Source organism: Sphingobium terrigena (assembly GCF_003591655.1).
Lineage (GTDB): Bacteria > Pseudomonadota > Alphaproteobacteria > Sphingomonadales > Sphingomonadaceae > Sphingobium > Sphingobium terrigena.
On record NZ_QVRA01000039.1, the window covers coordinates 1 to 26,455 of the forward strand.

General features: G+C 61.6%; 33 protein-coding genes and 1 tRNA gene. 31 read left to right on the plus strand and 3 right to left on the minus strand.

What is annotated here, in order from left to right; all coding sequences use genetic code 11:
- Window positions 1-319: 319 nt before the first annotated feature.
- From D0Z70_RS22475 to D0Z70_RS22535, 13 genes are all read left to right on the plus strand, one after another.
- A complete protein-coding gene (locus D0Z70_RS22475; protein WP_119750226.1) occupies window positions 320-733 on the plus strand; it encodes a hypothetical protein in 414 nt (137 codons plus the stop codon).
- Window positions 734-1,208: 475 nt separating this feature from the next.
- A complete protein-coding gene (locus D0Z70_RS22480) occupies window positions 1,209-3,071 on the plus strand; it encodes an AAA family ATPase (protein ID WP_182914085.1) in 1,863 nt (620 codons plus the stop codon).
- Window position 3,072: 1 nt separating this feature from the next.
- Window positions 3,073-3,264, plus strand: a complete 192-nt coding sequence (locus tag D0Z70_RS22485; protein ID WP_119750233.1) for a hypothetical protein — start codon at window positions 3,073-3,075, stop codon at window positions 3,262-3,264.
- 324 nt (window positions 3,265-3,588) lie between these two features.
- On the plus strand, window positions 3,589-4,443 hold the full coding sequence (locus D0Z70_RS22490; protein ID WP_119750290.1) for a DUF2213 domain-containing protein: 855 nt from the start codon (window positions 3,589-3,591) through the stop codon (window positions 4,441-4,443).
- 45 nt (window positions 4,444-4,488) lie between these two features.
- Window positions 4,489-5,382, plus strand: coding sequence for a hypothetical protein (locus D0Z70_RS24710; RefSeq protein WP_147418822.1), 894 nt, complete (start codon window positions 4,489-4,491; stop codon window positions 5,380-5,382).
- Between the two features lie 106 nt (window positions 5,383-5,488).
- Complete coding sequence (locus D0Z70_RS22505; protein WP_119750239.1) at window positions 5,489-5,899, plus strand: GTA-gp10 family protein; 411 nt, start codon at window positions 5,489-5,491, stop codon at window positions 5,897-5,899.
- A gap of 71 nt (window positions 5,900-5,970) precedes the next feature.
- On the plus strand, window positions 5,971-6,402 hold the full coding sequence (locus D0Z70_RS22510) for a DUF5681 domain-containing protein (protein ID WP_119750241.1): 432 nt from the start codon (window positions 5,971-5,973) through the stop codon (window positions 6,400-6,402).
- On the plus strand, window positions 6,392-6,631 hold the full coding sequence (locus D0Z70_RS25090; RefSeq protein WP_182914086.1) for a hypothetical protein: 240 nt from the start codon (window positions 6,392-6,394) through the stop codon (window positions 6,629-6,631). The genes D0Z70_RS22510 and D0Z70_RS25090 overlap by 11 nt, the downstream gene beginning before the upstream one ends.
- 17 nt (window positions 6,632-6,648) lie before the next feature.
- The gene (locus D0Z70_RS25095) at window positions 6,649-6,915 is read left to right on the plus strand and encodes a hypothetical protein (protein WP_220475700.1); all 267 of its coding nucleotides are present in this window, start codon (window positions 6,649-6,651) and stop codon (window positions 6,913-6,915) included.
- 144 nt (window positions 6,916-7,059) lie between these two features.
- Window positions 7,060-7,320 carry a hypothetical protein gene (locus D0Z70_RS22520; RefSeq protein ID WP_147418824.1) on the plus strand — a complete coding sequence of 87 codons (261 nt, stop codon included), beginning with the start codon at window positions 7,060-7,062 and terminating at the stop codon, window positions 7,318-7,320.
- 161 nt (window positions 7,321-7,481) lie between these two features.
- On the plus strand, window positions 7,482-7,988 hold the full coding sequence (locus D0Z70_RS22525) for an HK97-gp10 family putative phage morphogenesis protein (RefSeq protein WP_239019083.1): 507 nt from the start codon (window positions 7,482-7,484) through the stop codon (window positions 7,986-7,988).
- Window positions 7,985-10,420 carry a tape measure protein gene (locus D0Z70_RS22530; RefSeq protein WP_119750248.1) on the plus strand — a complete coding sequence of 812 codons (2,436 nt, stop codon included), beginning with the start codon at window positions 7,985-7,987 and terminating at the stop codon, window positions 10,418-10,420. Before D0Z70_RS22525 ends, D0Z70_RS22530 begins: the two co-directional genes overlap by 4 nt.
- Window positions 10,417-11,244 (plus strand): hypothetical protein, encoded by an 828-nt coding sequence (locus D0Z70_RS22535; RefSeq protein WP_119750250.1) that lies wholly within the window; start codon window positions 10,417-10,419, stop codon window positions 11,242-11,244. Before D0Z70_RS22530 ends, D0Z70_RS22535 begins: the two co-directional genes overlap by 4 nt.
- 111 nt (window positions 11,245-11,355) lie before the next feature.
- On the opposite strand, the gene D0Z70_RS22540 is transcribed toward D0Z70_RS22535, so the two are convergent.
- Window positions 11,356-12,165, minus strand: coding sequence for an energy transducer TonB (locus tag D0Z70_RS22540; protein ID WP_239019084.1), 810 nt, complete (start codon window positions 12,163-12,165; stop codon window positions 11,356-11,358).
- Window positions 12,166-12,261: 96 nt separating this feature from the next.
- Window positions 12,262-12,387, minus strand: a complete 126-nt coding sequence (locus D0Z70_RS25755) for a hypothetical protein (RefSeq protein ID WP_275402238.1) — start codon at window positions 12,385-12,387, stop codon at window positions 12,262-12,264.
- A gap of 250 nt (window positions 12,388-12,637) precedes the next feature.
- Here D0Z70_RS25755 and D0Z70_RS22550 point away from each other — a divergent pair, with 250 nt between their 5' ends.
- From D0Z70_RS22550 to D0Z70_RS22575, 6 genes are read left to right on the plus strand one after another with little or no spacing between them, the layout of a single operon-like run.
- On the plus strand, window positions 12,638-12,982 hold the full coding sequence (locus tag D0Z70_RS22550) for a hypothetical protein (RefSeq protein WP_119750254.1): 345 nt from the start codon (window positions 12,638-12,640) through the stop codon (window positions 12,980-12,982).
- A gap of 3 nt (window positions 12,983-12,985) precedes the next feature.
- A complete protein-coding gene (locus D0Z70_RS22555) occupies window positions 12,986-13,210 on the plus strand; it encodes a hypothetical protein (RefSeq protein WP_119750256.1) in 225 nt (74 codons plus the stop codon).
- Between the two features lies 1 nt (window position 13,211).
- The gene (locus D0Z70_RS22560; protein WP_119750259.1) at window positions 13,212-13,442 is read left to right on the plus strand and encodes a hypothetical protein; all 231 of its coding nucleotides are present in this window, start codon (window positions 13,212-13,214) and stop codon (window positions 13,440-13,442) included.
- A gap of 1 nt (window position 13,443) precedes the next feature.
- Window positions 13,444-13,977, plus strand: a complete 534-nt coding sequence (locus tag D0Z70_RS25100) for a hypothetical protein (protein ID WP_182914088.1) — start codon at window positions 13,444-13,446, stop codon at window positions 13,975-13,977.
- A gap of 31 nt (window positions 13,978-14,008) precedes the next feature.
- On the plus strand, window positions 14,009-14,224 hold the full coding sequence (locus tag D0Z70_RS22570) for a hypothetical protein (protein ID WP_119750263.1): 216 nt from the start codon (window positions 14,009-14,011) through the stop codon (window positions 14,222-14,224).
- A gap of 38 nt (window positions 14,225-14,262) precedes the next feature.
- On the plus strand, window positions 14,263-14,547 hold the full coding sequence (locus D0Z70_RS22575; RefSeq protein WP_147418825.1) for a hypothetical protein: 285 nt from the start codon (window positions 14,263-14,265) through the stop codon (window positions 14,545-14,547).
- Window positions 14,548-14,619: 72 nt separating this feature from the next.
- On the opposite strand, the gene D0Z70_RS22580 is transcribed toward D0Z70_RS22575, so the two are convergent.
- A tRNA-Ser gene (locus D0Z70_RS22580) sits at window positions 14,620-14,709 on the minus strand.
- A 298-nt stretch (window positions 14,710-15,007) separates the two neighbouring features.
- Here D0Z70_RS22580 and D0Z70_RS22585 point away from each other — a divergent pair.
- The 12 genes from D0Z70_RS22585 to D0Z70_RS22640 all read left to right on the plus strand — a co-directional run bounded on the left by D0Z70_RS22585 (window position 15,008) and on the right by D0Z70_RS22640 (window position 26,359).
- Window positions 15,008-16,054, plus strand: a complete 1,047-nt coding sequence (locus D0Z70_RS22585) for a lytic murein transglycosylase (RefSeq protein WP_239019085.1) — start codon at window positions 15,008-15,010, stop codon at window positions 16,052-16,054.
- A 31-nt stretch (window positions 16,055-16,085) separates the two neighbouring features.
- Entirely contained in the window at window positions 16,086-17,063 is a 978-nt protein-coding gene (locus D0Z70_RS22590; protein WP_182914089.1) for a septal ring lytic transglycosylase RlpA family protein, read from the plus strand.
- A 47-nt stretch (window positions 17,064-17,110) separates the two neighbouring features.
- Complete coding sequence (locus D0Z70_RS22595; RefSeq protein WP_119750269.1) at window positions 17,111-18,274, plus strand: D-alanyl-D-alanine carboxypeptidase family protein; 1,164 nt, start codon at window positions 17,111-17,113, stop codon at window positions 18,272-18,274.
- A complete protein-coding gene (tmk, locus tag D0Z70_RS22600; protein WP_119750271.1) occupies window positions 18,271-18,897 on the plus strand; it encodes a dTMP kinase in 627 nt (208 codons plus the stop codon). The genes D0Z70_RS22595 and tmk overlap by 4 nt, the downstream gene beginning before the upstream one ends.
- Window positions 18,894-19,865, plus strand: coding sequence for an AAA family ATPase (locus D0Z70_RS22605; protein WP_119750273.1), 972 nt, complete (start codon window positions 18,894-18,896; stop codon window positions 19,863-19,865). Before tmk ends, D0Z70_RS22605 begins: the two co-directional genes overlap by 4 nt.
- A 43-nt stretch (window positions 19,866-19,908) precedes the next feature.
- Complete coding sequence (metG, locus tag D0Z70_RS22610; protein WP_119750275.1) at window positions 19,909-21,477, plus strand: methionine--tRNA ligase; 1,569 nt, start codon at window positions 19,909-19,911, stop codon at window positions 21,475-21,477.
- 4 nt (window positions 21,478-21,481) lie between these two features.
- Window positions 21,482-22,255 (plus strand): TatD family hydrolase, encoded by a 774-nt coding sequence (locus D0Z70_RS22615; RefSeq protein ID WP_119750277.1) that lies wholly within the window; start codon window positions 21,482-21,484, stop codon window positions 22,253-22,255.
- The gene (locus D0Z70_RS22620) at window positions 22,252-23,043 is read left to right on the plus strand and encodes an MBL fold metallo-hydrolase (protein ID WP_119750280.1); all 792 of its coding nucleotides are present in this window, start codon (window positions 22,252-22,254) and stop codon (window positions 23,041-23,043) included. The genes D0Z70_RS22615 and D0Z70_RS22620 overlap by 4 nt, the downstream gene beginning before the upstream one ends.
- Entirely contained in the window at window positions 23,043-23,666 is a 624-nt protein-coding gene (locus tag D0Z70_RS22625; protein WP_119750282.1) for a retropepsin-like aspartic protease family protein, read from the plus strand. The genes D0Z70_RS22620 and D0Z70_RS22625 overlap by 1 nt, the downstream gene beginning before the upstream one ends.
- Window positions 23,663-24,964, plus strand: a complete 1,302-nt coding sequence (locus D0Z70_RS22630; RefSeq protein WP_119750284.1) for an MFS transporter — start codon at window positions 23,663-23,665, stop codon at window positions 24,962-24,964. The genes D0Z70_RS22625 and D0Z70_RS22630 overlap by 4 nt, the downstream gene beginning before the upstream one ends.
- Window positions 24,965-25,121: 157 nt before the next feature.
- The gene (gene mazG / locus D0Z70_RS22635) at window positions 25,122-25,901 is read left to right on the plus strand and encodes a nucleoside triphosphate pyrophosphohydrolase (RefSeq protein ID WP_119750286.1); all 780 of its coding nucleotides are present in this window, start codon (window positions 25,122-25,124) and stop codon (window positions 25,899-25,901) included.
- Window positions 25,865-26,359 carry a GNAT family N-acetyltransferase gene (locus D0Z70_RS22640; RefSeq protein WP_119750288.1) on the plus strand — a complete coding sequence of 165 codons (495 nt, stop codon included), beginning with the start codon at window positions 25,865-25,867 and terminating at the stop codon, window positions 26,357-26,359. Before mazG ends, D0Z70_RS22640 begins: the two co-directional genes overlap by 37 nt.
- The last annotated feature ends 96 nt before the right edge of the window (window positions 26,360-26,455 follow it).

Genomic DNA, 26,455 nt, shown 5'->3' on the forward strand with positions numbered 1-26,455 from the left:
AGCGCGTCGGGCGTTCGAGCAGGACGAGAGCATCACGCCCGACGCGCTTGTGCAGGCGCAGGGGCCATCGTATTTAACCGCAAGACTCTCGTTATGATCGAGGGACTGACGGGGGGCAGGTCAGCCGCCGCCCCCATGTCGCCTTGGTTTGGGATCACGCTTGGGACGAATATCGCATCGAAGCCGTAGGCATCATTGCGCCGGCCGCGAACGCTGAATGGACAGGTGATTATGGGGAAGCCCTCGACTTGCTGGTCAGCAAAGGCGAACGCCTGAGTCTGCCCATTTTCGACTGCACCATGGACGGGAGGGCGTTGGCATGACCGCGCGCACCTGTCCCGACGCCGCCCGGATCGGCAAGATCGCATCGCGCATGGAATCACCCCACGATGGTGAGGCCCTGAACGCCGCAAGAATGCTAATCAAGCATCTTGGCGGACATGGCCTCCGCATATCCGATGTTGTGGAGCGTGGCGTTTCCGGCGAAAATTCGAGCTATTTGCTCGACCCGGCGAGTTGCCGCCGCGCAGCGTCCCCACCGTTTGCCCATCACCGGACCAAGATTGACGCTCTGTTGAACGATCCGGCATTCATGGGCGAATATCTGACGCGCAGGTCTCTGTCTCGGTTGCAAAGCCTCCGATTCGCCCCACACCTTGATAGTGTCACCATGGCATGGGTCGATGGCCTGGTGCAGAAGGCACGCGACCTCCGCGCCGGGAGGGCCGCATGACAGCGCGGATCTATGGCTACGAACATTGGCGTGCAGCACAGCGCCGCCGCGCTCCGCGTCCCACGAAACCTACGGTGGGCGACCGTGGTAGTTTTCTACCGCCCCTCCCACCTTCGGGAGGCAAGCCAGCATGACGCTTGCCCAGGACATCACCCGGCGCTTCAATGGCGACTGGCACGGCGATTATGGCACATTCCCGACGCCCGGACATGGTCCGAAAGATCGGGGCATGTCCGTCAAGGACGACCCCGCCGCGCCGGACGGCGTGCTTATCCATAGCTTCAATGGCGGCGACCCGCTGGCAATCAAGGACCAGTGTCGGGACGAAGGCATGATGCCTCAGCGTGACATCGATCCAGCCCGACAAAATTCGTCGGCTTGGCGAGTAACCGGATCCTATGAATATGTCGATGCCGATGGCGCGGTTCTCTACCGGACGCAGCGCCGGGAAAAGGCTGGCGAGCGCAAGAAGTTCGTGGCCGAGCGGCTGAACGGCAAAGAATGGGTGTTCGGGATCAAGGGCATATCCCGCGTACTGTATCGCCTGCCTGACATCCTTGCTGCCGCGCCGGCCGACCCGATCTATTTGGTGGAGGGTGAGCGCAAGGCGGACAAGCTGGCATCGTGGGGCTGTGTTGCCACTGCCGTCGCCTTTGGTGCCAATGGCTGGCAGAGGGGCTACGCAGCGGCGCTGGCGGGGCGCACGGTCATCATCCTGCCCGACAATGACGATGTTGGGCGTGACTTCGCGCAAAAGGCTAGCGGCGACCTCGAAGCGGCTGGCGCTACCGTCCATATCCTCGACCTTCCCGGCCTGCCGCCTAAGGGCGACATTATGGACTGGCAGGGGACGCCCGAAGAATTCCGTTCGATCATTCGTGCTGCCTTTAGCCGCCCCAAGCCGGCCGCCGACGCGCTGCCGGGCGAGAGCGGTCCAGAGCAGTGGGACGGCAACACGCCGCCGCCACGCCGCTTCATCGCCAAGGACTGGATCGTGCGCGGGTCCGCGGGCCTCCTTGGCGGGCAGGACGGCGTGGGGAAGTCGCTTCTGGCCCAACAGATGGCAACGTGCGCAGCCTCGGGCCTTCCCTTCCTTGGTATCGAGATCGAGCATGTCAAAGCAATCTACATTACCTGCGAGGATTCCAGCGACGAAATGCACCTCCGGCAGGAGAGCATCAACGCCGCACTAGGCATTACCATGGCGTCGCTCAAAGGCTGGTTGACGACATATTCGCTCAAAGGGCAGCTTGGTAACGAGCTGGGCAGTTTTGATGCCCAGGGCGGTATTCTGCCGACAAAGCGATATAAACAAATCCGGCAGGCCGCGCTGTCGTTCGGTGCCAACCTGATCTTTGTCGATAACGCCGCCCATGTGTTTCCCGGCAATGAGAATGCCCGTCACGATGTCGCCGCCTTCCTTGGCCTGCTAGAGCGCCTGTCGCTAGAGATCGATGGCGCAGTGGTCCTGCTGGCCCATCCGAACAAGCAGCACGCGCAGGGAAACAAGCAGGGCAACGAAACCAGTGGTTCGACCGGCTGGAGCGCGCATGTCCGCAACCGGCTATTTCTCGACTGGAACACGCCAGATGATGGCGCGCCGTCTGATCCTGATGAGCGTGTCTTGCGCCGGTCGAAGTCCAACTATGCCGCTCGCGGTGAAGAAGTGCAGTTCCGTTGGCACAAGTGGGCTTTCGTGCGTGATGGCGATTTGCCAGCAAATGTCGGCGCAGAGATTGCCGCAGTGGCGCGTGCCAATGGCGAGAACGAGCGATTCCTCTCTTGCCTGGCCAAGCTGACAGAAGAGCGCCGCAATGTGTCTCACAGCCGATCGGCGGGCAATTACGCTCCCAAGGTGATGGCAGCAATGCCCAGCGCTGGCGGCATGAAAGCTAGGCAATTCGAGGCAGCGTTGAACCGCCTGCTGCACCTTCAAGCCGTGCTGGCAGCCCAACCATTATGGAAGGGGGCAGACCGCAAGCCGGTGTTGGGATTGGCTATCAATCCTGACCAAAATGGGGTGCGGGAAGGTGCGGGAAGGTTCGATGAAAAACCGCAGAAAACCGCGCGGATTGTGTTTGCGGAAACGTGCGGGACGGTGCGGGATGGTGATGCCGAAAATGGCGGAAAACCGTGCGGGACGGTGGGGGAAAGAGGGTGCTCTAGTATTTCATACTTAGAGGGTGCGGCCCTTGGGGACGCCGCACCCATTGATGAAGGGGAGAGGGGGGAGCCCAAATCTGGTCCATCCCGCATCGAACCAGTCTCCCCAGATTTGGGGAATGGTCCCGACGACGATCTGGACCCAAACGGCAACATTCTTGGATGGAGTGACTGACATGATCGACCCTCAGTTGCTCTACCTCCAGAAGTCCGACCTCTTGGTCCATCAAGCCATCTCGCTGGTGGACCGGGAGCAGGCGGCCATGATCCTGTTCGACGCGGCGGTGAAGGCGTTGACGCTGGACATGGATGGCAAAGCGGCGATCGATGTTGCACGCCAATGGGCAGCGGCTTTGCGGGTCTCGTGACGCTGCCCGTATCAACGGCGCGCATACGGGCGCGCGCGATCCGGCTGCGGTGTAGCACGCCGACGCCAAGGCATGGTCGCCCTGCCTGCCGTGTCATGATGGCAAAGCGGTGGGGATGATCCTGCACCATCGCCATTATCGCCCGATCCCGCTGGCATTTGCCGGTCATTGTGGCGGACCAAATATCCGCCACTCGGGCCATCACCATCAGATCAAGAACAAGTCTGAGGGTTATAAACACCCCCGCTAAAATCGCCCACTCTCCCTGCAACCGGCATGCTTGTCGGTCGCGCTGCCCGCGCTTCGCTGGCAAATGGAGAATTTATGCAAGTCGCATTTCACGACCGCGCACCGTTGGAAAAGGTGCGCCGTCTGGCCGATGGCCGGATCACAGCAGTCGCTAAGTTCGCTCGAAGTGGGTGCTATTCCTACACTGGTCGCGAACTTGGCCGTCCCGAATTGTCGTCGGTGACGGTCTATCGCCCTGAAGATGAGGTTTTCGCCGCCGACGCCATGGCCTCCTTCGCGCATCAATCCATCACCCTGGACCATCCCGCCGAGGGCGTATCGCCCGCCAACTGGCGCAAGGTGTCGGTTGGTTTCACTGAGGGCCGCGTTGCTCGCGATGGCGGCTATGTCGAAATTCCCTTGATGCTGGCCGATGCTGAGGCCGTCTCCGCCTATGACAGCGGGCGCGCTCGCGAACTCTCTGCCGGTTACAGTTGCGAACTGGTGTGGGGCGATGGCGTCGCACCCGATGGCACTCACTTCCAGGCGACTCAGCGCCAGATTCGCGGCAACCATATCGCCTTGGTTCCGCAGGGGCGTGCAGGAAGCGAATGCAGGATCGGTGATAGCGCAGTGAGCTGCAAAGATGGAGGCGAGAAGGTCGCCGCCCACGTCGCGCGCGAACGCTACATTCACGAAACCAAGTTTGCCTTCATGGGGGATAGGGCACCCGCCTTCGACGAAGCAACGGCGCAGGTGGTGGCACAAGCCAAGTTTGCCGCAGAAAACAGCAAGGCAATCCGTGATGCGGTTTTGTTCGGTCGTCACGAGACTGAAATCGCAGATGCACGAGTGCAACGCGAAGGCGCGCGGCGTGAATATATCGAATCCCTGGCTGCTCCCTCCACTGAAACAGTGAGGGACGCGATCCGGGCCGCCCGCCACCTCTGATCAAATTGAATGGCCGCGCCTTAGCGCCGCCGATGGAGAAAAGACATGGCCAAGCCATTAGATGAACGAATTGCAGCGGCAATGGGTGATGGTGCCCGTGCTGCTACCGTTGCAGGACTGATCGACGAAGTTTCCGCGTCAGTAGCAACCAGTCAGGCCGAACACGACCGCCTTGACGCGATCAGCAAGTCCGCGACTGCCTCGGAGGCAGAGGCCGATAAAGCCGCCGATGATGCGTCGAAACTGGCGCGCAAAGTCGTCCGCCTCGCCGCCAAGCGTGATCAGCTTCAAGAACGGTACGAGGATCTGCTGAACTCCGATCGCCGCCGTCGTGCGGTCGAAGAGCATGCCGCCGTTAACGAGCGCAGGACGAAGCTCGTGGCAGATCTGCGGATTGACGGTCAGCGGGTCATAGACGAACTCTTGACGCTGCTCGATCGCATAAAAGCTAGCGATGCCGAATGTGACGCACTGAATAAAACCCGCGCTTATGGCCTCGATTGGCTGGATAGCGCGGAAGCTGAGGCGCGCGGATGTTCCGCGACATTTCGCCAGCAATGCGGCTCTCAAATACCACGTCTCGTGAACATGAAGGTGCCGACGTTCGACGCCAGTCAAACGACAGAGCTAGCTTGGCCGGTTCGCGATCGCACGCTCGCACGCCTGCAGAACATGGAGCAGGAAGCGCGCCGCCAAGCGCATATCAAGCGGCAGGAAGAGATTGCCCGCTGGAAGCGGTACGTTGTCACCCCGCCGACCAACAACACCGCCATGTTCACGATTGCTCACCAAGGCGGCGATGCAGGCGTCTACCGCGACGTGCAAATCCTGATCCTCTCGCCCGAACTGGCCGAAGCCGCGCGCGAGAAGGGCTGTCAGGTTCGCCTAGCCGCCGACAACGAGACTATCGGGCTTCCAACCGCCGTAGGTGTCATCTGATGCGCCGGGTCACTCTCCGCCCGGCCAGCCGCATATCGGATGGAGGCGCGCGAACGTCCCCCCTGCCTGATATGCGGCAACCCATCCTTGCTATCGAGGTGAAGCCATGAAGAAGCTCACATACCTGCCAGCCCAGCCCATCGGCGACGGCGTCTATCGCATGGAATTGGGCGAAATGGAGATTTTCGAACTTGAAACCGGCAGGGTGCCGGGCGGCGGCCCGCGCCAGCTTGGAGCCACGCCGAGGCCGATCCATATCATCCTGTCATCGCTCATGTCTGGCCGTATCGAGGATGGCGAGGGCGGCACTGTCGGCAATCCTTTTGCATCGATCGCGTCAGAGTTCGACATCCGCAATGTCGTTCGCTTGGGCCTGATCGGCGGCGGGATGGACAAGGATGATGCGCGGGAGATCGTCAAAAAATTCGGCCCGCCAAATCGTCCGCTCAGCGAGTTGCACGATATCGCCGCTGCCTTGGTCTATGCTCATATCGTCGGCGTTGACGATGACGCCTGAGGCCATTCCGTCGCCAGTGAGGGGCGCGGAAGGTGCGGGAGGGTCTTCGACACCCCTCCTGCATTCCTGTCATGGCTGATGCAAAGCCCAAGGGCCGCAATCGCAAGGGCCAGTTCGCGCCTGGCAACACCGGTCGCCCAAAAGGCGCGCGGCACAAGGCGACCCTCGCATGCGAGGCGTTGCTGGATGGCGAGGTCGAGAAGCTGACACGCAAGGCCGTGGACATGGCTCTTGCGGGCGACGTGCAGGCCATGCGCATCTGTATGGACCGAATTGCGCCACCTCGCAAAGACCGGCATGTTTCGTTCGATCTGCCAAAGATCGAGGGCGCAGGGGATCATCCAACGGTCCTTGCCGCCATAATGGGAGCCGTCGCCCAAGGCAGCCTTACCCCAATGGAAGGCCAAGCGCTGGCCGCCATGTTGGCCGAGCATCGCAAAGCCATCGAAACAAGCGAGATCGAAGCGCGGCTAGTCGCTTTGGAGGCCAGCCATGGGCAGTGATTTATCGCGACGCCTTCGGGCGCTGGAGCGCCACGCACAGCAGTCCGGCGGACTTACCGATGCCGAGATGATCGCAGGCGTCGCCCGCTACAATGCAGCTTCGTCCGAATTCCAGACGATCGCAGGCATCGCATCCCCTGATGTCTTCTCAACGATGCTTCGCAAGATGCCGCCATGGATGGGGCGGATTTTTGCTACCAGCGTCGAGCCAATGGACATGATGCTATGAGCGCGCTTCACCGACGCTTGGCTGTGCTGGAGAAGGCGCGGATTGGCGTGTCTCACAACACCTTTGACTGCTCCGCGCTCACTGAGGCTGAGCTTCTTTATCTTATCGAGGTCTACGATCGCAGCATTGCGGGTGATGTAATCAGCGAAGCCGAAGCTGCCCAATATCATCGCTTGTATGCCATGATCGTCCGCCAAGGGTGCCCACCTCAGATGGACGCCCAAGCCGCCGCGCGTGTCCAGCATGAATATGCCCGCACCGAACAATTGGGGTGGCGGTCATGAATAGTCGGCACATTCGGATTGCTAAACTAGAGCGCCAGCGCAAGCCGTCTGCTCAGTTCCAGCATGTCCGTTGCGAAGGCTGGGCAATCATAGCGCGCGCCGGAAAGGCGATCGTCGCTCTGCCAGATAACGGGAGGGATGGCCATGCGTGATGTCATCCGAAGGGTGCGCGCATTGGAAGGCCGCTCAGCGGCGTCATCGTCCAATCGGCATTGTCTTATGTGGTGGCCCGGCCAGGCTTGGGTCGACCTGATCGCCGCCTATGGCCCCGAACGGATAGAGCGTGGGCATAGGGTGACGCTGATCAAGTTCGCGGCGGAGGGCGAGGATCGCGATCCAATTATGGAGCGTGATGGGCCGGTTGCCACGGCTTGGCTTAGTGAAAGGGGTGCGGCTCATGCATAATCATTCGAACCACCACGAAATCCAACGCATCGCTGCTGCATACCCTCCGGAGGCGCGACACGTCCCGGCAGATGAGCGGGCGAGGTACTTCACCGATGCCCAACACCTTGCATGGCTTTTGCGCTTTGACCCGGATCGCGCGGCGGAGGTGATGTCCGCCAGTGATCCCGCCGAAATATCGAGAAACCGGGCCGATCGAACAAGGCCGCGTGCAATGTCACACCGGATTCCCCACCATGGTTGATGTTAAGGGGCACCGGCGGCTCGTCTCCCGCTTTAAGAAGATGGCCAGCCCTGCAATGGAAAAGCGTGTCGGGAAGGCGTTGTTCGCGGCGGGCGAGATTGTTGAAGATCGGGCCAAGGGTTCGATCATGGCTGGATCAGCGTCCGGGCATCGCGGCGGAAAGCATCAGCACGTAGCTTCAAAGCCTGGTGAAGCTCCAAACAATGACAGCGGCGTTTTGCATGGCAACATTGAAACCGTACAGACGGGAGTTCTGGAAGTCGAGGTCAGCAGCAATGCGCCTTATTCCGCCGCGCTGGAATTTGGTACGTCCAAAATGGAGGCCCGCCCCTTCATGGGGCCAGCCGCGCGCGAAGCGAAGGGCGAGGTCGTCGCCCTGATAAATGAAGCAATCCAGCATGAACTCAGAAAGGCCGCCCGATGACTGTCGTTGCCGAGGATGTTTTGGTGCGCATTCGTGCGGACATGAGCGATCTGAAACAGAAAATGGGAGATTCCGCTCAAGTTTCCGATCGCGCCTTGAACAAGATCATCGGTTCATCAGCCAAGATGGAGAAGGCCATCCGGTCGAATAGTCAGCACGCAGGCGCGTCAATCAAAGCGCTGGCGGCATCGGTCGGCGGATATTTCACGGGCCGCGAACTGGTAGGGCTGCTGGACGGCTTCACCCGCCTCCAGAATAACTTGCGTGTGGCGGGTTTAGAGGGTGAAAACCTAAAATCGGTGCAGGACAAATTGTTTGCCACTGGTCAGCGATATGGGATCAGCGTTGAAACCCTTGCAGCGCTTTTCGGTAAGGCCACACAGGCAAGCTCCGAGTTGGGGGCGAGCCAAGAACAGATATTACAGCTGACAAGCGCGACTTCCGCTGCGTTGAAAATTCAGGGCACTACCGCTGAGCAGGCACAAGGCTCGCTACTTCAGTTGGCCCAGGCACTTCAAACTGGCACGGTCCGTGCTGAAGAATTCAATTCGGTACAAGAGGGGCTCTTCCCCTTATTGCAAGCGGCCGCCAATGGCTCGTCTCGCTTTGGCGGTTCGGTCGCGCGCCTCACAGCATTGGTGAAGGATGGCAAGGTTTCATCGAAGGAATTTTTTGATGCGATCCTGTCCGGTTCGGAAATGCTGGAGGGTAAAGCCGCCAAAGCCACCCTTACGCTATCGGCGGGCTACACGACCCTGACAAATGCCCTGACTGTCTATTTCGGGGAGGCGGACAAAGCCAATGGGGTGTCTGCGGCGCTAGGGGAGACCTTGAAAAAGGTCGCGGATAATCTCGACACCCTCATTCCTGCAATTGCACTGATTGCGACCGCTGTGGGCGTCAATTACACGATCAGCGCCATCAATGCCGCGAACGCCACCGCTGCGCTGTCGGGCGGGCTGACAGTTCTCCAGCGCCTCCCCGTTGTGGCGGCTATCACCGCCATTGCGGCCGCGATCGTCTATGTCGGCACCGAAAGCGCCAGGACAGAGGCGCGGCTGGCGAACCTCAATTCCAACTTCGATTCTCTGTCCAAAAAGGTGGAAGGCGCTACCTCGCGTGCCATCGCAGCCGGGCAGAACATCAACATCGTCGGCAATGCCTCAGTCACGGCGGCGGGCCAAGTCGATAAGCTGGGCAGGGCGTTCCAATCGGCAGCGGGTCAAGCTGCAACCTTGGCGGCACAGGCTAAAATCGCCACCCTCGCCATGATCGGCACAGAGCGCACCAAGACACGGACGGAATTAGGTCGCCTGGAACAACAGCAGCGAACCAGCCAAGTCGTTGGCAACACATTCGGCTATCTGCCCATCGATTATATCTCGGGGGAGAAAGGTAGGCGGGCCGCGCGTCAGGACAGGCGGCAAGGACAGATTGACGAACTGCGCCAGCGGCTTGCCAAGCTTGATCAGTTGGAAAGCCAGGCTGTGCAGGTGGATCCGGCCAGCTTCATCGATCCAGCTAAGCCGACTGCTCCGGCACCTGATACGGGAACCAAAAAGGCGCGGGGGAAGGGCGCTTCTGGGCCTTCGGCGGAGGAAATCTCTAGGCAATATTCTCAGGATTTACGTGCGATCGTGGCCCGTGACCTTCAATCCCGGCTTGCCGTTGCCTCAGGGGCGAATGACCGGGCTGAACTGGAGCATCGCTTGCTGAATGATGAGATTCGTTCTGCGGAGGACCAGATTGCGACCAACAAGGAATATAGCGGTGCGCGTAAGGCCAAATTGCTGGCCGAGCTGAAATCCTATGAGACTTCGGAGCGCGCGCGCATCGAAAAGGACCGCGCCGACGGTAACGCGGAGTTGGTCGTGCGCGACCTCGCGGATCAGCGCGCCACCATGGAGGCCGGAGCCGACCTCTTGTTGTCTCGGAAAGACCGCCTTGCGGCTGAAAACCGCATACTTGATCTTGTCGAAGAGCAAGAACGCAAGGAACTGGAGATCGCCATAGCAAATGGGCAGATCGCAGACGCGGCTGGAGCACGTGCCCGTCTTGGGATGAGGCAGGCTGCTCGCCGTACCGATGCCAACCGCAAGGGCGCATCTCCCATGGAAGCCTATATTGCTGGTGCTCAAAACGATCTGGAGAATATGGGCGATCGGATCGAACAAGTGCAGGTCAATGCGCTCGATCGCTTGACAGACGGTATTGCACGAGCCGGGTCGGAATATCTGAAATTGGGCGGAATCGCAGGCGATGTTATCAACGGCATCATTTCCGACCTTATCCGCTTGGCGGCAAAACAGCTCATCGTCGCGGCATTCGGTGGAGGAGGGGGCGGCGGCGCTATCGCTAGTCCACTACCTGGCACCCGCGTCATGACAGGTTGTGTCGTTGGAACCTTGCAACTTTTGAGGGCGAAATCATGAGCGCTATCGTAATTCTTCAACAGACCGACGCCATCCATCTGATAACCGATGGTGCAACATATCGTGACGATGGCACTGTTTTAGAAATCCGATCCAAGGTCACGCCCCTGCCGGCCGCCAACTGCGCGCTTGCGATGCGGGGCGGGACATGGGCATGTCAGCCGCTCGCGGCGGCATTGAGCCTATGCGGTTCATTCGACGAGATCGCGGAAGTTTTGCCCGACGTAGTTGCGGGGATGACGGCCACCTATGAAATATATTTTGGTGATCGGCCTTCTCACCCAAAGCATTTTGAGATCGTGATTGCCGGATGGTCCGATAATATGGATCGAATGGTCGCAGCCGTTGCACTTACTCGCCAACGCAATGATCCAGACGATCCGACCGGCTTTTCAACTTTCGACATTTATGAGCCAGGTACCTTGTTCGTGCCAGGGCAAGGATGCACGATTCCGGCGATCGACATAGAGGCCACCTTGGGCCGGTCGCTGACCACACAAGCCGATATCGACGCACTGGACCCTGGAATGGATGGTTTTACCCTCCACGCGGCGCAGCGCCGGGAGCCGGGGCTGTACCGCGGAAGGGCGGCCTACATAATTGGCGGGTTTGCGGAACTGACAACCGTCACCCGGCATGGAATAGAAAGTCAGGTCATTCACGAATGGCCCGATGCCGTTGGCCAGAAAATCACCCCTGTCGATGCTCCTCCACTTGAGGTGGCACAGCGCGTCGTTGATGCGGTGAGCGCACTGAGGGCTGCACAACAGTCTGCACTCATGCGCTCCCCTGCGGGTCCAGAATTAATCAGCCAAGCGGCTTGAATGAAGCGCTGTTGGTGTGGGGAATGGTGGGGATGAAGGATCAGCCAATGCTGAAACATGGATATTCGGCCATTGCTCTATGCAGATTGGCGGATGGCCGGTCCGCCATGCCTATTCCGGCAAGCGCCATGTCACCTTGCTCTCATATAAGCCGCCAGTGCTAAAGCGAGCGCGCCGGGGAATTAGCCTGCACGCGGCTTCATCTAGGTCAGGATGTCCGCTTGATGAGGTTACGATGCAACTGGTCGCCTGGCCGTCCGCATTCACTTCCAGCTTGTAGCCGGTGACACCTTGCCGGCGTTCACGCTGCGCTGCGCTGGGGTAATCAGCATCACTTACCCACGCGGCTGGCAAGCTGCGCGGCTTAGCCGAATTTACGCCAAACTGGAGCTTCTCCATCTCGGTCTGCTTCACGGCAAAAGGATCGTCCGCGATATGGGCATAGCGTTGCTTTTCCCGCTGGGCAGCGGACTTGTCAGCGCGAATTGCAGCAAGGCATCGTCGCACCATCGCCATTCCCGCCGCCGTGCCTTTAAGGCTCAACTGGTCCACCAACGTCTCGCCACGGTAGATTTGCAATGAACTTCCCGCGGTGAAATCACGGCCAAAATCCTCGCCAAAGGTTGCAACGAAACCTTTTTTGTAGCCTTCCGCGACGCCTATAGCAGCCCCGCCACCATAGCTCGTTCCGTTCAAAAGAAAGTCCATCTGATATTTTTGGCCGTCCACTGGCGACCAATCTGCATTCTTGATGGACAGTGCGACCTTGCCGTCTAGTCCGACTAGGACGACCAGCTCTGTTTCACCCTTGCCTTCGTATTCAGACACCATCCCGCAGGAATCGTCGCTTTCCGCGATCGACCAGCCGCCCGCGTCGGGCCAATCCCTAGAATAAGCCGGTGACGCGACCAGCGCGACCATCAACCAGCACCACGATTTTGACCGCATACGTTCACCCCCTGCGCCGGACAGAATGCCACCGGCCCATTAGGTTGAACAGTCTTATTGACGTTCGCGCTACTGCGCGGCCAGCGCCAGCCGTATCAGCTTGCGGACGGCTTCAGGGCGGGAGGGCTGATCGACCTGCCCGGCAATCCACGCATCGAGCGCGGCAAGGTCGGCGGGCTGGAGTCGAACTCCCACAACATAGCCTTGCCCTGTCGGCTTAGGCCCGCGCCGCTTCTGTGTTAACGAAGTTTCTTGACCACCCATAGGAATTGCGTTAACACAAAAGCGGCCTGAAGGAAAGGCGGCTACCTTTCCCCCAGGCCTAACCGCAACCCTATCTGAGAGGGATTGAAGCTATGTCCGACCTACATGGTCCGGGGCGCGATGTCATGCGCCCGATTTTTCTACCCCGCGCCTACGCCCCCAAATATGGGGAGGTATCGGCATGTTGATCTATCGCCAGAATTACGCGGCCTTGATCTATATCCCCAGGCCGAAGCCCCGGCAGCGCAAGCCGATCCTTTCGATCAACTCTCAACCTGTCCATGCGCGTTCGCGTCGTCGCCAGCGCACTAATGCACCGATCGGCACCACAAAGCCCGCGATCGACCTGCTCCCCCGCATCAAGCATCTTGCCTTCATATATGACCTGAACGAGTCGCAGATTGGTCGCGAGGCACTTGGCGACCCCAATCTGGTTAGCGACATCAGGGCAGGGCGTCGCCTGCGCGACCAGACACGGGCAAGGCTGGTATCCTACCTTGATCGCGTCGAGCGGGGGGAGGGCTAAGCCATGCTGGACAGCAACCTTCTGCGCAAAGCCATATCCGGCACCGACGATGAGCACGAACGTGCCGTGGATCAGGTGAGGGACCACTATCAATGGTCGCTCGAACAGGCATTGAAACCTAAGGTCGCCAAGACATATGCGCTTGCCACGTTTCGAGACGTCGAGCGTCTGCGCTGCCAGTTGGCAGCATTGGGCGAGTTCCACCCCCCTTTGATGGGGAGGGCGTGACATGCTGATGCTCTGCACCGATGCAATCGAGGTCAAGGCAATCGGCGAACGCCTGCGCCTCATCGTCCCTAGCGGGTCGGACAACGTCGAATTTGACCTGTCGCTTAATCAGACCCTCAGACTGTGCGAGGCTCTGCGCCGCTTGGTGGCATTTGAGCTTACCGAAGGCTTTGCCTCCACCCCGGCAACGGTCCTGCGCCTGCGCAAGCCGCGCAAAGCGAAGGGGGTGTGACATGCTAGAATTGAAAATCAAAACCGGCCGCAAGCATATCCCCATATACGACCTGCCCGCCGCTCTAGGGCGCGCGCAGGCCTGCCGGGAGATAGGCGATCAGGTTGACGCGCTGATTGCCTTTCTGGACGATCTAGGCGGCGATCCCGACCTAGAGGATAGCGAAGCCGGGATGAGCAATATCGACGCTTGCGGGCGTCTGCTGCCCGGTTCCACATGTGGCCATATCCATGATGAAGATCGCGAACCCGATGACGACGCGCAAGGCGATCAAAGCTGGATCGAATGGCACACGCGCGGCTCCAGCAAAACCGACAACGGCGCGGAGCCGCTGGGCCGCAATATCGACGGTGGCCATCTGACCGAGGATGATGAGGACGACGACCCGGCAGAGCGGGACGACCATGAAGGCCAGTGCGACGAGGACGGCATAAACACCGCCTTGGACACGGTGCGCTACACCACCGGCGCAAGCGGCCGGGTTGCCCGATCAGCGACGCGGGCGGCGGTAATGTCGAGGATGAAGGTCAGATAAACGAGGTTCCGCCTTACACAGGCCCGCTGTCATGACCGATCGTCCTTTTGAACCTGCCCGTTGGCTTGCCCGTTTCGTCGCGGCAGGCGGACGCTACGCCAACACCAGCTCAGGGGTATGGATATTCAGCCGGCCAAACTGCGCGTCTCTGGCCATCCAGCGCGAGATTGCGGGAAACACAGCCCTGCTAAGCGCCGTGACTGACCATATCGCGGCCACCACCACGCGGGAGGCGCTGGTATGCTGATACGTCGCCACAACAACCCGACCGCGCCTGCGCGCCCTATGCTGGTCGAATTGCACGGTATTGCTGACCTCTCCAAAATTGGAGCGATTGAAAGGGACGCCAGCGATCAGGGCAACGCGCGGTCTGACCGGGCGCTGTCCCCGATCCTACTGGAGATGGAGCGGTGGCTAAGCGCGACCGGAATGTCTGCCAGTCGATTCGGCAGGCTCGCCGCAAATGACCCCAGGCTGGTCTATGATCTGCGCAACGGGCGTGATCCATCGTCGCGCATTGTTGCCCGATTGCGGGCCTTCATGGAGGCGGAGGCCAGCGAAAATCTATAGTGTGTGAAATGGTGGGGAAGAAATACCGGCGCTACTGAATGTCGTTTATTTTCAACGCTCTAGCGATTGGAATGGCGGAAGCGGTGGGATTCGAACCCACGATACAGTTGCCCGTATGCCAGTTTTCAAGACTGGAGCCTTCAACCACTCGGCCACGCTTCCACAACATTCAGCGGCTTGCCGCTTACGACTGGCTTATGGGCAATTTTGCCACCGAAGCCGACCTGCCGCTAACCTCTTGCAAACATTCTCCATTCACTCAACCGCTGGAACAAACTCCGGTAGCTTTCAAGACCGCTGCAATCGACCATTCTGCCACCCTTCCGTCGCCTCGCTTCCTAGCGCGCTGTGCTGGCTTGCCAAGCGCAAAAATGGCGAATGGCTCGGTTCATCGTCTAAACCGGCCATAGTTGCCATTAAGGGGATTCACCTGTCGTCCTGCCTGTGCAACAACGGGGGGATGAGAGATTCTCTGCGTTCGACTGTATTTTCGCTGTTGCTGGGGCTGGTTGGCGTAGCGGCTGTTGCCGTCGTGCCGAGCGCGGCGCCGGCGCAGGATAGCACAGATTTTCGCGCCTATCTCGAAAGCCTGCGGCCCAAGGCGCGGGCGATGGGGATCAGGGACGCGACGCTGGACAGCGTGTTTCCGACGCTGACGCCCAACCCGCGCGTTATTGCGCTGGATCAGACCCAGCCGGGAGGCGGTGCCTATTCGCCAATCCCCAATTTCGAGCCATACCGCCGCCAGCATGTCGATGCCGCGCGGATCAGTCGCGGCCGGATCGCCTATCAGGCCAACCGCGCGCGTCTGGCGCGGATCGAGGCGGAGACGGGGGTGCCGGAGGAGATCATGGTCGCCATTTATGGCCATGAGACCAATTATGGCAGCTATACCGGCGATTTCGATCTGATACGGTCGCTGGCGACACTGGCGCATGAAGGGCGGCGGCGCGCCTTGTTCGAGCCGGAACTGCTGGCGACGCTCAAGATGCTGGACAATGGCGTGCCGCGCAGCCGCCTGATCGGTAGTTGGGCGGGCGCGACCGGCTATCCCCAATTCCTGCCGTCAGTCTATTTGCGGCTGGCCAAGGATGGCGATGGCGATGGCCGCGCGGACATCTGGACCAGCGAGGCCGATGCGCTGGCGTCGATCGCCAATTATTTCGTGCAGGCCGGGTGGCGGCGTGGCCAGCCCTGGGGTGTGGCTGTGTCGGTCCCATCGAGTTTCGATCGCGCCAGCGTGGCAGCCAAGACCAATCCCGCGCGCTGTCCGCGCGTGTTCAACCGGCATAGCCGCTGGCTGACCATGGCCGAATGGCGCAAGCTGGGCATGTTTCCTGCCAGCGGCATCTGGCCCGCCGATACTATGATGGCCACACTGCTGGAGCCGGACGGACCGGGCAAGACCGCCTATCTGCTGACCGGTAACTACCGGGCGATTCTCGATTATAATTGTTCCAATTTCTATGCTCTGTCTGTGGGGTTGCTGGCCGATGCGGTCAAATGATGGGGGGAGGCTGCCGCTGGCAGCCGGAATGATGCTGTTGCTGGCATCTTGCGGTGGCGGGGAGCAGCCGCCTGTGCCGCCGACGCCTGCGCCATCGCCGCGTCCTTTGGCGCAGGGCGGGATGGTCGCCGATGAACCGGTAACGATCGGCGCGCCCTACAGCGTGGGCGGTGTCACCTATACACCCGAAGATGCGCCAAATTATGACGCGGTCGGCTATGCCGGCTGGTATGGCGAGGAGTTGCAGGGCAACAAGACCGCCAATGGCGAAACCTTCGTGTCGGGCGCAATCACCGCCGCGCACCAGACATTGCCGCTGCCCAGCTATGTCGAGGTGACCGCGCTGGAAACCGGACGGACGATCCTGGTGCGGGTCAATGATCGCGGTCCTTTCGCCAATGACCGGATCATCGACCTGTCGCGCGGCGCGGCCGAGCAACTGGGCGTGATCGGCGATGGCGCGGCGGCGGTGCGGGTGCGGCGGGTCAGCCCGCCCGATCAGGAGCGCGCGACACTGCGCAGCCATGGCCGGGTCGCCGAGCGGCTGGAAACGCCGCCTGCCTTGCTGACGGCGTTGCGGGCCAAGCTGCCTGCCCGATCTGCAACAGCCCCGACAAAGATCGCCGTTGCAGCCAAGCCGAGCCTCAAGACCTTGTCCAAGCCGGTGCGCGGCCCTGACATGCGCGAATCCAGGCCTCAGCCGTCGCGGCAGGATGGTTTCGTGATCGAACAGGCAGGCGCAGCTTCGGCCCCCGTGCCGGTTGCACCCGCCGCTGTCGCCGTGCCACCCTCTGCCCGCACCTATATCGTCCAAGTCGCCGCCTTCTCATCCCGCGCCCGTGCTGAAACTCTGGCCAAACGGATCGGGGCCAGGGCGGTCGAGGGCGACGGATTGTGGCGCGTGCGCTTTGGTCCCTATCCGACGCAGGACGCTGCGCAGGCGGGTGTGCGCGCGGCCGCAGCCAAGGGCTTTGAGAATGGCCGCATCATGGCTAATGACGCGCGATAGACATCGCACCCCCCGCAAGCGATTCCATCTAGTTTGAAGGCAGCCCCATGAACAAGTCCGTTGCAGTCCTCCTCTTCACCGGGCTGTTGACCCAGCCGCTGACCGCCGCCGCGCCGCCTTACACCAGCGAAGCACCCATCGCTTATATGAAGGACCTGTCATCAGGCGCGGTGCTGTATGACAAGGGCGGCGAGACGCGAATGCCGCCCGCGTCGATGGCCAAGATGATGACCGCTCATGTCGCCTTCCGCCTGATCCAGAAGGGCGAGTTGAAGCTCGACACGATGTTCACCGTGCGCCCGGAAACCTGGAAGCAGTGGCATGGCCCGGCGGCGGGATCGACCATGTTCCTGTCGGCGGGCGAGCAGGTGTCGGTCGAAAATCTGCTGCACGGCATCGTCACCCTGTCCGGCAACGACGCCTGCGTCGTGCTGGCCGAAGGCATTGCCGGGACCGAGCAGGCCTTCGTCGCGCTGATGAATGAGGAGGCCAAGCGCATGGGCCTCAAAAACAGTCATTTCGGCACCAGCAATGGCTGGCCGGACGAGGGCGTGACCTATGTGACGGCCGAGGATCTGGCCAAGCTGGCGCAGGGAACGATCGAGGAAACGCCCGATCTCTACAAGCGCTTCTACGCGACCCGCTCTTTCACCTGGGGCAAGACGATGGGCGGCGCAGACATTGCGCAGGGCAATCGTAATCCGATTTTGGGCAAGATCGCCGGGGCCGACGGCCTCAAGACCGGCCATACCGAGGAGGCCGGGTTCGGCTTTACCGGATCGGCCGAACAGGATGGCCGTCGTCTGGTGATGGTGGTGGCGGGGCTGACCAGCTTTAACGGGCGGATTCAGGAATCGGTCCGCTTCATGGACTGGGGCTTCAAGGCGTGGAAGGCGCAGCCCTTGTTCAAGAAGGGCGCGACGGTCGAAACGGCTGACGTTCAATTGGGCAGCGAAACCAGCGTCGCCTTGGTCGCGCCGCAGAATCTGGCTGTCACCCTGCCGCGCACGGCATCGACCAATATCTCGGTTAAGGTCGTCTATACCGGCCCGATCAAGGCACCGATCGCCAAGGGACAGAAGATTGCCGATCTGATCGTGTCCACGCCCGACACGCCGCCGCAGGTGATGCCGCTGGTCGCGGGGGCCGATGTCGCCGAAGCAGGCATGTTCGGCCGGTTGTGGAATGGCCTGAAATCGCTGTTCGGGTGAGTGTAGGGCGGTTCATCACGCTGGAAGGCGGGGAGGGCGCGGGCAAATCGACCCAGTTGCGCGCGCTTGCCGCTGCCCTGCGCGTGCGCGGGCTGGACGTGGTGGAAACCCGCGAACCGGGTGGCAGCGAGGGGGCGGAGGCGATCCGTTCGCTGTTGCTGACGGGCGGTGCGGATCGGTGGAGCGCGCGGGCCGAGGCTTTGCTTTTTGCTGCCGCGCGGGCCGATCATGTCGAAAAGACGATCCGTCCGGCGCTGGCGCGCGGGGCGTGGGTGCTGTCCGACCGGTTTCTCGATTCGAGCCGGGCCTATCAGGGGCAGGGCGAGTTGAGCGACGCGGATATAGTGACGCTGCACCGGATTGGCAGCGAGGGGTTTTTGCCCGATAGGACGCTGTTCCTGACCTTGCCGGAGGGCGAGGCCGAAGCGAGGGCGCGGGTGCGGGACGGCGACATATCCGACCGGATCGGAGGACGCGACCAGAATTTTCATCGGGCTGTTGCTGATGCTTTTGCCCGATTTGCCAGAGACGAACCCGCCCGTTTTCACGCGATTGATGCGTCGGGTGAGGCTGACGCAGTGACAGATCGCCTGCTCGACGCGCTGGCGGACCTGCTGCCATGACGTCACTTCTGGGCCATGACGAGCAAGCCCGCACGCTGATCGACGCGGCGGCGAGCGGGCGGATGCATCATGGCTGGATTTTGAGCGGACCCAAGGGCATCGGCAAGGGCGGTTTCGCACGCGCGCTGGCGCTGCGCCTGCTGGCCGATGCCGCAGGGCCGCCGGTGGAGGGGGAGGGGCTGGATGTGCCGGAAAACCACCCCGTCCGCCGTCTGATCGAGGCCAGCGCTCATCCCGATTATGCCGAACTGTTCCCGCTGGAAAAGGATGGCGTCACCGCGCGCAACATCAGCGTCGATCAGGTGCGCGGGTTACAAAGGCTGCTCCAGTCGGCCCCGTCGCTTTCGACCCGGCGGATTGTGGTGATCGACAGTGCGGACGATCTGGAGCGTGGCGCAGCCAATGCGCTGCTCAAAAATCTGGAAGAGCCGCCCGCCGACATGCTGTTTCTGCTGGTCAGCCATGCGCCGGGCCGGTTGCTGCCGACGATCCGGTCGCGCTGCCGCACGCTACGCTTCGATCCGCTGAATGACGGGGCGATGCGCGCAATCCTGCGGAGCAAGGACGAGACGCTGTCCCCGGCGGAGATCGACGCGTTGATCCGGGCTGGCGAAGGATCGCCGGGCAAGGCGTTGCGCTATGCGGGCCTGAACCTCGCCGATATTGAAAGCGCGATGGCGCGGATCGCGCAGGATGGCGACCGGGACAATCGCCAGCGGCTGGCGCTGGCCAAGGCGCTGGCGATCAAGTCCGCCAAACCGCGATATGAGGCATTTCTGGAACGCGCGCCCGCCTTTATCGCTCAGGCCGCGCGCCACCGCAGCGGGTCCGCGCTCGGCGTGGCGCTCGACCATTGGGAAAAGGCGCGGCATCTGGCGGGCGGAGCGGTTATCCTCTCGCTCGATCCGGCAGCGGTGGTGTTTGAGCTGGCGGGCCATGTCGCGGCGCTGGCGCCACAATCGGCCTGAAAAGCGGCTTCCCGCCCGGCGCAACAGCCGCTAGGGACGGAACATGTCCAAGCCCTATACGATCACCACCGCCATTTCCTATCCCAATGGCCGCCCCCATATCGGCCACGCTTATGAGGTGATCGCCACCGACGCGATTGCCCGGTTCCAGCGGATGATGGGCCGCGACGTATTCTTTCAGACCGGTACGGACGAGCATGGCCTGAAAATGGCGCAGACCGCGCGCAACCGGGGTATCGAACCACTGGCGCTGGCCGACGAAATGTCAGGCTATTTCCGTGCCATGAACGATCGGCTTAACATCAGCCATGATCGCTTCATCCGCACCAGTGAAGCCGCGCACCATAGTGCCAGCCAGGCGATCTGGCAGGCGATGGAGGCCAATGGCGACCTGTATCTGGACCGTTATGAAGGCTGGTATTCGGTCCGCGACGAGGCTTTCTACGACGAAAAGGAACTGACCGACGGGGAAGGGGGCGTCAAGCTCTCGCCCCAGGGGACGCCGGTGGAGTGGACGGTTGAGGAAAGCTGGTTCTTTCGCCTGTCCAACTATCAGGACAAATTGCTGGCGCTCTATGAGAGTCAGCCCGATTTCATCCGCCCGGACAGCCGCCGCAACGAGATTTTGCGTTTTGTTGAGGGTGGCCTGTCGGACCTTTCCATCTCCCGCACCAGCTTCGACTGGGGGGTTAAGGTGCCGGGGGCGGACGGCCATGTCATGTATGTGTGGGTCGATGCGCTGACCAATTATCTGACCGGCTGCGGCTATCCCGACGACGCCGATCGGATGGCGCGTTACTGGGCAGAAGGCGGCGACATCACGCACATCATTGGCAAGGATATCGTGCGTTTTCATGCTGTTTACTGGCCAGCCTTCCTGATGAGCGCGAAGCTGCCCTTGCCCAAGCAGGTCTTTGGTCACGGCTTCCTGCTCAACCGGGGCGAGAAAATGTCCAAGTCGGTCGGCAATGTCGCCGACCCCATCGAACTGGCCGATCGGTTCGGTGTCGACCAGCTGCGCTATTTCCTGCTGTCCGAAGTCACCTTCGGCAATGATGGCAGCTATAGCGCGGAGGCGATCGTCCAACGGTCCAACAGCGATCTGGGCAATGCGTTCGGCAATCTGGCGCAACGGACGTTGAGCTTCATTGCCAAGAATCTGGAGGGGTACTTGCCAGCCATCCACGGCCATGATCCGGCGGACAGCGAATTGTTCGACCTGATCGACCGGGTGGTGCGGACAGACATGCCTGCCGCCATGGCCGATCTTGCGCCGTCGGTGGCGATCGACGCCTGGCTGCGCGCGGCCTTTGCCTGCAACCAATATATCGATGCGCAGGCACCCTGGACCCTGCGCAAGACCGATCCGCAGCGTATGGAGACTGTGCTGGCGACCCTCTATATCGCGATCGCGCAACTGGCGGTCGCGGTATTGCCGGTCATCCCGGCCAGCGCCGCCGCGTTGCTCGACCATATGGGCGTCCCCGTCGACAAGCGGACCTATAGCGCGATCGGCGATCACTGGTATTCGCCGCTGGCGGAAAGCGACTTCATCCTGGCTGCGCCCAAGCCGCTATTCCCCCGGCTCGAACTGACCGAAGCGGACGGCTGACCCCATGCTGATCGACAGCCATTGCCACCTCAATTACAAGGGGTTGGTCGAGGATCAGGAGAATGTGCTGGAACGCGCGCGCGCGTCCGGTATCGACCTGATGCTCAACATCGCGACGCGCGAAAGCGAGTGGGACGCGGTGCTGGACACGGCGATCCGCGCGCCGGACGTATGGGCGACGGTCGGCATCCATCCGCATGAGGCCGACGAGCATCCCCATATCGACACCGCCAAGCTGGTCGCCCGCGCCGCGCATCCGCGCGTGGTCGGCATCGGCGAGACCGGCCTTGATTATTATTACGACCATAGCGACCGCGAACGGCAGCGCAGCAGCTTCCGGTCGCACATCGTCGCAGCGCGCGACACTGGCCTGCCGCTGATCGTCCACACTCGCGATGCGGAGGAGGATACGCTGGCGGTGATGCGCGACGAGATGGGGAAGGGCGCTTACACCGGCGTCATCCATTGTTTCACTGCCAGTGGTGCCTTTGCCGACGCGGCGCTGGAGCTGGGTTTCTATATCAGCATATCAGGCATCGTGACCTTCAAGAGCGCCAAGGATTTGCAGGAAACCGCGGCCCGGCTGCCGATCGACCGGCTGCTGGTGGAGACGGACTCGCCCTTCCTGGCCCCTGTGCCGCATCGCGGGCGTCCGTGTGAGCCGGCTTTCGTCGCTGACACGGCCAAATTCCTCGCCAATTTACGCGGCGAAAGCCTGGAGGATCTGGCCGCCGCCACCTCCGCCAATTTCCGCACATTGTTCAAGAAGGTGGCATGAGCCTCACGCTCACGATCCTGGGCAGCGGTACGTCGTCGGGCGTTCCGCGCATCGGCAATGACTGGGGGGCGTGCGACCCGGCCGAGCCGAAGAACAGCCGTACTCGCGTATCGATTCTGGTTGAAAGCGCGACGACGCGCATTCTCGTGGACACCTCGCCCGATATGCGCGCGCAGTTGCTGGCCGCCGACGTCATCGCGATCGACGCGATCCTTTGGACGCATGACCATGCCGACCATAGCCATGGCTTAGATGATGTGCGGCAGCTTTATCATCATCGCCGTGAGCCGCTGCCCGGCTATGCCCGTTCGCAGACGCTCAACCTGCTACGCCAGCGGTTTAGCTACGCCTTTGACGGTCGCAATGGCTATCACCCGATCATCGACGGGCGGCTCTTGCCCGATGGCCTGCGCATCGGCGACATTGACATTGCCTGCGTCGATCAGCCCCATGGCGACATACATTCGACCGGCTTCCGCTTCAGCCATGGCGGCAGGTCCATCGCCTATGCCACGGATTTTCATGACCTGACCCCGGACATGCTGGCGCTGTATGACGGCGTCGATGTGTGGGTGGTGGATGCCCTGCGGGAAAAGCCGCACCCGACCCATCCGCATCTGGCGCTGACGCTGGACGGCATCGCCGCCGCCCGGCCCGGTCGCGCGATCCTGACCCATATGGACCAGAGCATGGATTATGCGACATTGCGCCGCACCCTCCCCAAGGGCGTCGAACCGGGCTATGACGGCATGGTGATAGTCTTGGAACCGGCAGAGCAGGGGGATTGATGGACAGCGGCGATCAGGCGGCATCAACCATCTGGTATGTGCTGGCACTGGTGCTGGTTGGCTCTGCGCTTATTGGTCGGCGGCTCGCCTGGGGCGGAGTGCTGCGCATGGCGTTGCTGTGGGTCGCGATCTTTGCCGGACTGCTCGGCCTGTTCAAACTGGCGCAGAATGAAGGCTATCTGACCGGGCGTTGGGCAGAGCAGGGGGATATGGTCGATGGAGCCCCTGCCGCGCCGCCGCCCGCCAAAGCGGAAGGCCAGTCGATCCGCATCCCGGTCGCGTCCGATGGCCATTATTGGGTAGAAGCCACGATCAATGGCACGCCGGCCCGCTTCCTGATAGACAGCGGCGCGACCATCACCGCGCTGTCGGAGACTACGGCACGGGCGTCGGGCCTCAACTATGATGTCGGCGCGCCGGGTGTGATCATGACCACCGCCAATGGCAAGGTGGAGGCGCGACGCTCCAGTATCGCCAGCCTGGCGCTCGGTCCGATCACAGCGACCGACCTGCCCGTTGTCGTGTCATCCAGCTTTGGCGAGGTCAATGTGATCGGCATGAACATGCTGTCCCGCCTGAAAAGCTGGGGCGTGCAAAATGGCGAAATGGTGCTGACGCCATGACCGCCCCAATAGAAACCGGCGCCCCCAACCAGCGCGAGCGGCTGAAGGCCATTATCGGCGGCTCCACCGGTAATCTGGTCGAATGGTATGACTGGTATGCCTATGCCGCCTTCACCCTCTATTTCGCGCCGCATTTCTTCCCCAGTCAGGACCGCACCGCCCAGTTGCTGAGCGCGGCGGGGATCTTTGCCGTCGGTTTCCTGATGCGGCCGATCGGCGCATGGATCATGGGCGTCTATGCCGACCGGCACGGGCGCAAGAGCGGGCTGACGCTGTCGGTGGCGCTGATGTGCGCGGGGTCGCTGCTGATCGCGGTGACGCCGGGTTATGAGACGATCGGGGTCGCCGCGCCGCTGTTGCTGGTGCTGGCGCGGTTGATGCAGGGCTTGTCGATCGGCGGGGAATATGGCGCGAGCGCGACCTATTTGTCGGAGATGGCGGGCAGGAACCGGCGCGGCTTTTTTTCCAGCTTTCAATATGTGACTTTGATCGCCGGGCAGTTGGTGGCGATCTGCGTGCTGCTGGTTTTGCAGGCGACGCTGAGCGAGGCGCAATTGGATGCGTGGGGCTGGCGGATACCCTTTTTCATCGGGGGCGCTCTGGCGGTCGTCGTATTCTGGCTTCGGCGCGGGCTGGCGGAGACGCAGAGCTTTGCCGTGGCCAAGGCTGAGGGCGCGCCGAAATCCGGCTTTGTCGAGTTGCTGACCAAGCATCCTCGCGAGACGGTGACGGTGATGCTGCTGACCGCGGGCGGGACGATCGCTTTCTATGCCTACTCCATCTACATGCAGAAATTCCTGGTTAACACCAGTGGGTTGAGCCGTGAGGCGGCGTCGCAGATCAATGCCGCAACCTTGTTTGTTTTCATGCTGTTGCAGCCGGTTGCTGGCGCGCTGTCGGACCGGATCGGGCGCAAGCCGCTGATGATCGGCTTTGGCGTCATGGGGGTGATCTGTACCTATCCGATCTTTGCGACGCTGGCGGTTACCAAGGATCCTGTGGTCGCCGGGCTGCTGGTGATGGCGGGGCTGGTGATCGTGACCGGCTATACCTCGATCAATGCCGTGGTGAAGGCCGAGCTGTTTCCCGCGCATATCCGGGCGCTGGGCGTGGCGCTGCCTTATGCGCTGGCCAATACGATGTTCGGCGGGACGGCGGAGCTGGTGGCGCTGTGGTTCAAACAGGTGGGCATGGAGCAGGCATTCTATGTCTATGTCAGCGTGATGATCGCCATCTCTCTGGTCGTCTATGTGCGGATGAAGGACACGGCCAAGACCAGCCTGATCCGGGAGGATTGAGGCTAAGCCGACAGTGAGCTGAACATATATGAGCGTTTTGATATGGGGTAAGATTTAACATAATCCTTGTTATCGGACTTAGATTGCGAACTCTGGCCAACGCCCTGTCGAAACAGTATCGCCCTTTTTCATCCCCTCCATCAGGCCAGGTTACACCATGTCCACAGCTAGTCCCGCCGACATCATGCCGCTTGCCACTGTCATGGCGCGGTTGCGTGATCCCGACACGGGCTGCCCCTGGGACATCGAGCAGGATTTCGCGTCGATCGCGCCCTATACGATCGAGGAAGCTTATGAGGTTGCCGACGCGATTGAGCGCGATGATATGGCGGCGTTGCGCGATGAGTTGGGCGACCTGCTGCTTCAGGTGGCGTTCCACAGCCGGATGGCCGAACAGTCCGGGCATTTCAGCTTGCAGGATGTGATTGACGGCATCACCCAGAAGATGATCCGGCGGCATCCGCACGTCTTTGGCGAAGGCACAAGACGCGAGGATGGCCATGCCCAGTGGGAGGCGATCAAGGCAGCCGAGCGAGCGGAAAAGGAGCCGGACCCCAGCGCGCTGGCGGGGGTCGCGATCGCCCTGCCCGCACTGCTGCGTGCCGAAAAATTGCAGAAACGGGCGGCGCGCACCGGGTTTGATTGGCCCGACAGTGATGGCGCGATCGCCAAGATCGTCGAGGAACTGGACGAGGTGCAGGGCGCGGCGACACAGGCGGAGCGTGAGGAGGAAGTGGGCGACCTGCTGTTCGCGGTCGTCAACCTCGCACGGCATCTGAAAGTTGACCCAGAAGTGGCTCTGCGGGCGGGTAACGCCAAGTTCGACCGGCGGTTCAGAATGATGGAGGCCATCGCCGGAGACGCTTTCGCCGCCCTTTCGCTGGATGAGAAGGAAATGCTGTGGCAGCGGGCCAAGCGGGCGGAAGTGCCGGCTTGATCCGCGCGGTCACGCCCGCCGATCATGATGCGATCTGGGCTATCATCGAACCAGTGATCCGTGCTGGCGAAACGCTGGCCATCCCGCGCGACATGACGCGGCAGGCCGCCCTCTCCCTCTGGCTGTCACCCGACCGGACGGTGCGGGTGCTGGAGGAAGGTGGCGTGGTGCTGGGCGTTTTCTATGTGCGCGCGAACCAGACGGGCGGCGGCGCACATGTCGCCAATGCAGGCTATGTCGTGGCACAGGGCGCGACCGGATGCGGCGTCGCCCGGCGCATGTGCGCGGCCTCGATCGATCTGGCGCGGGAATTGGGCTTCCGCGCGATGCAGTTCAACTTCGTGGTATCGAGCAATGTCCGGGCGGTGGCTCTGTGGCAGGCCATGGGCTTTGTCGTGGTCGGACGGTTGCCGGGGGCGTTTGCGCACCCTGCGATCGTGTCCCACGGGATGGTGTAGCTTATAGGAGCCACCGCCGATTTCGGCATCGGTTTGAGCCGATCATGTGCCGGGTACAGCCGACAGCATGACGATGGGATTGTCGCTCACGGGCGC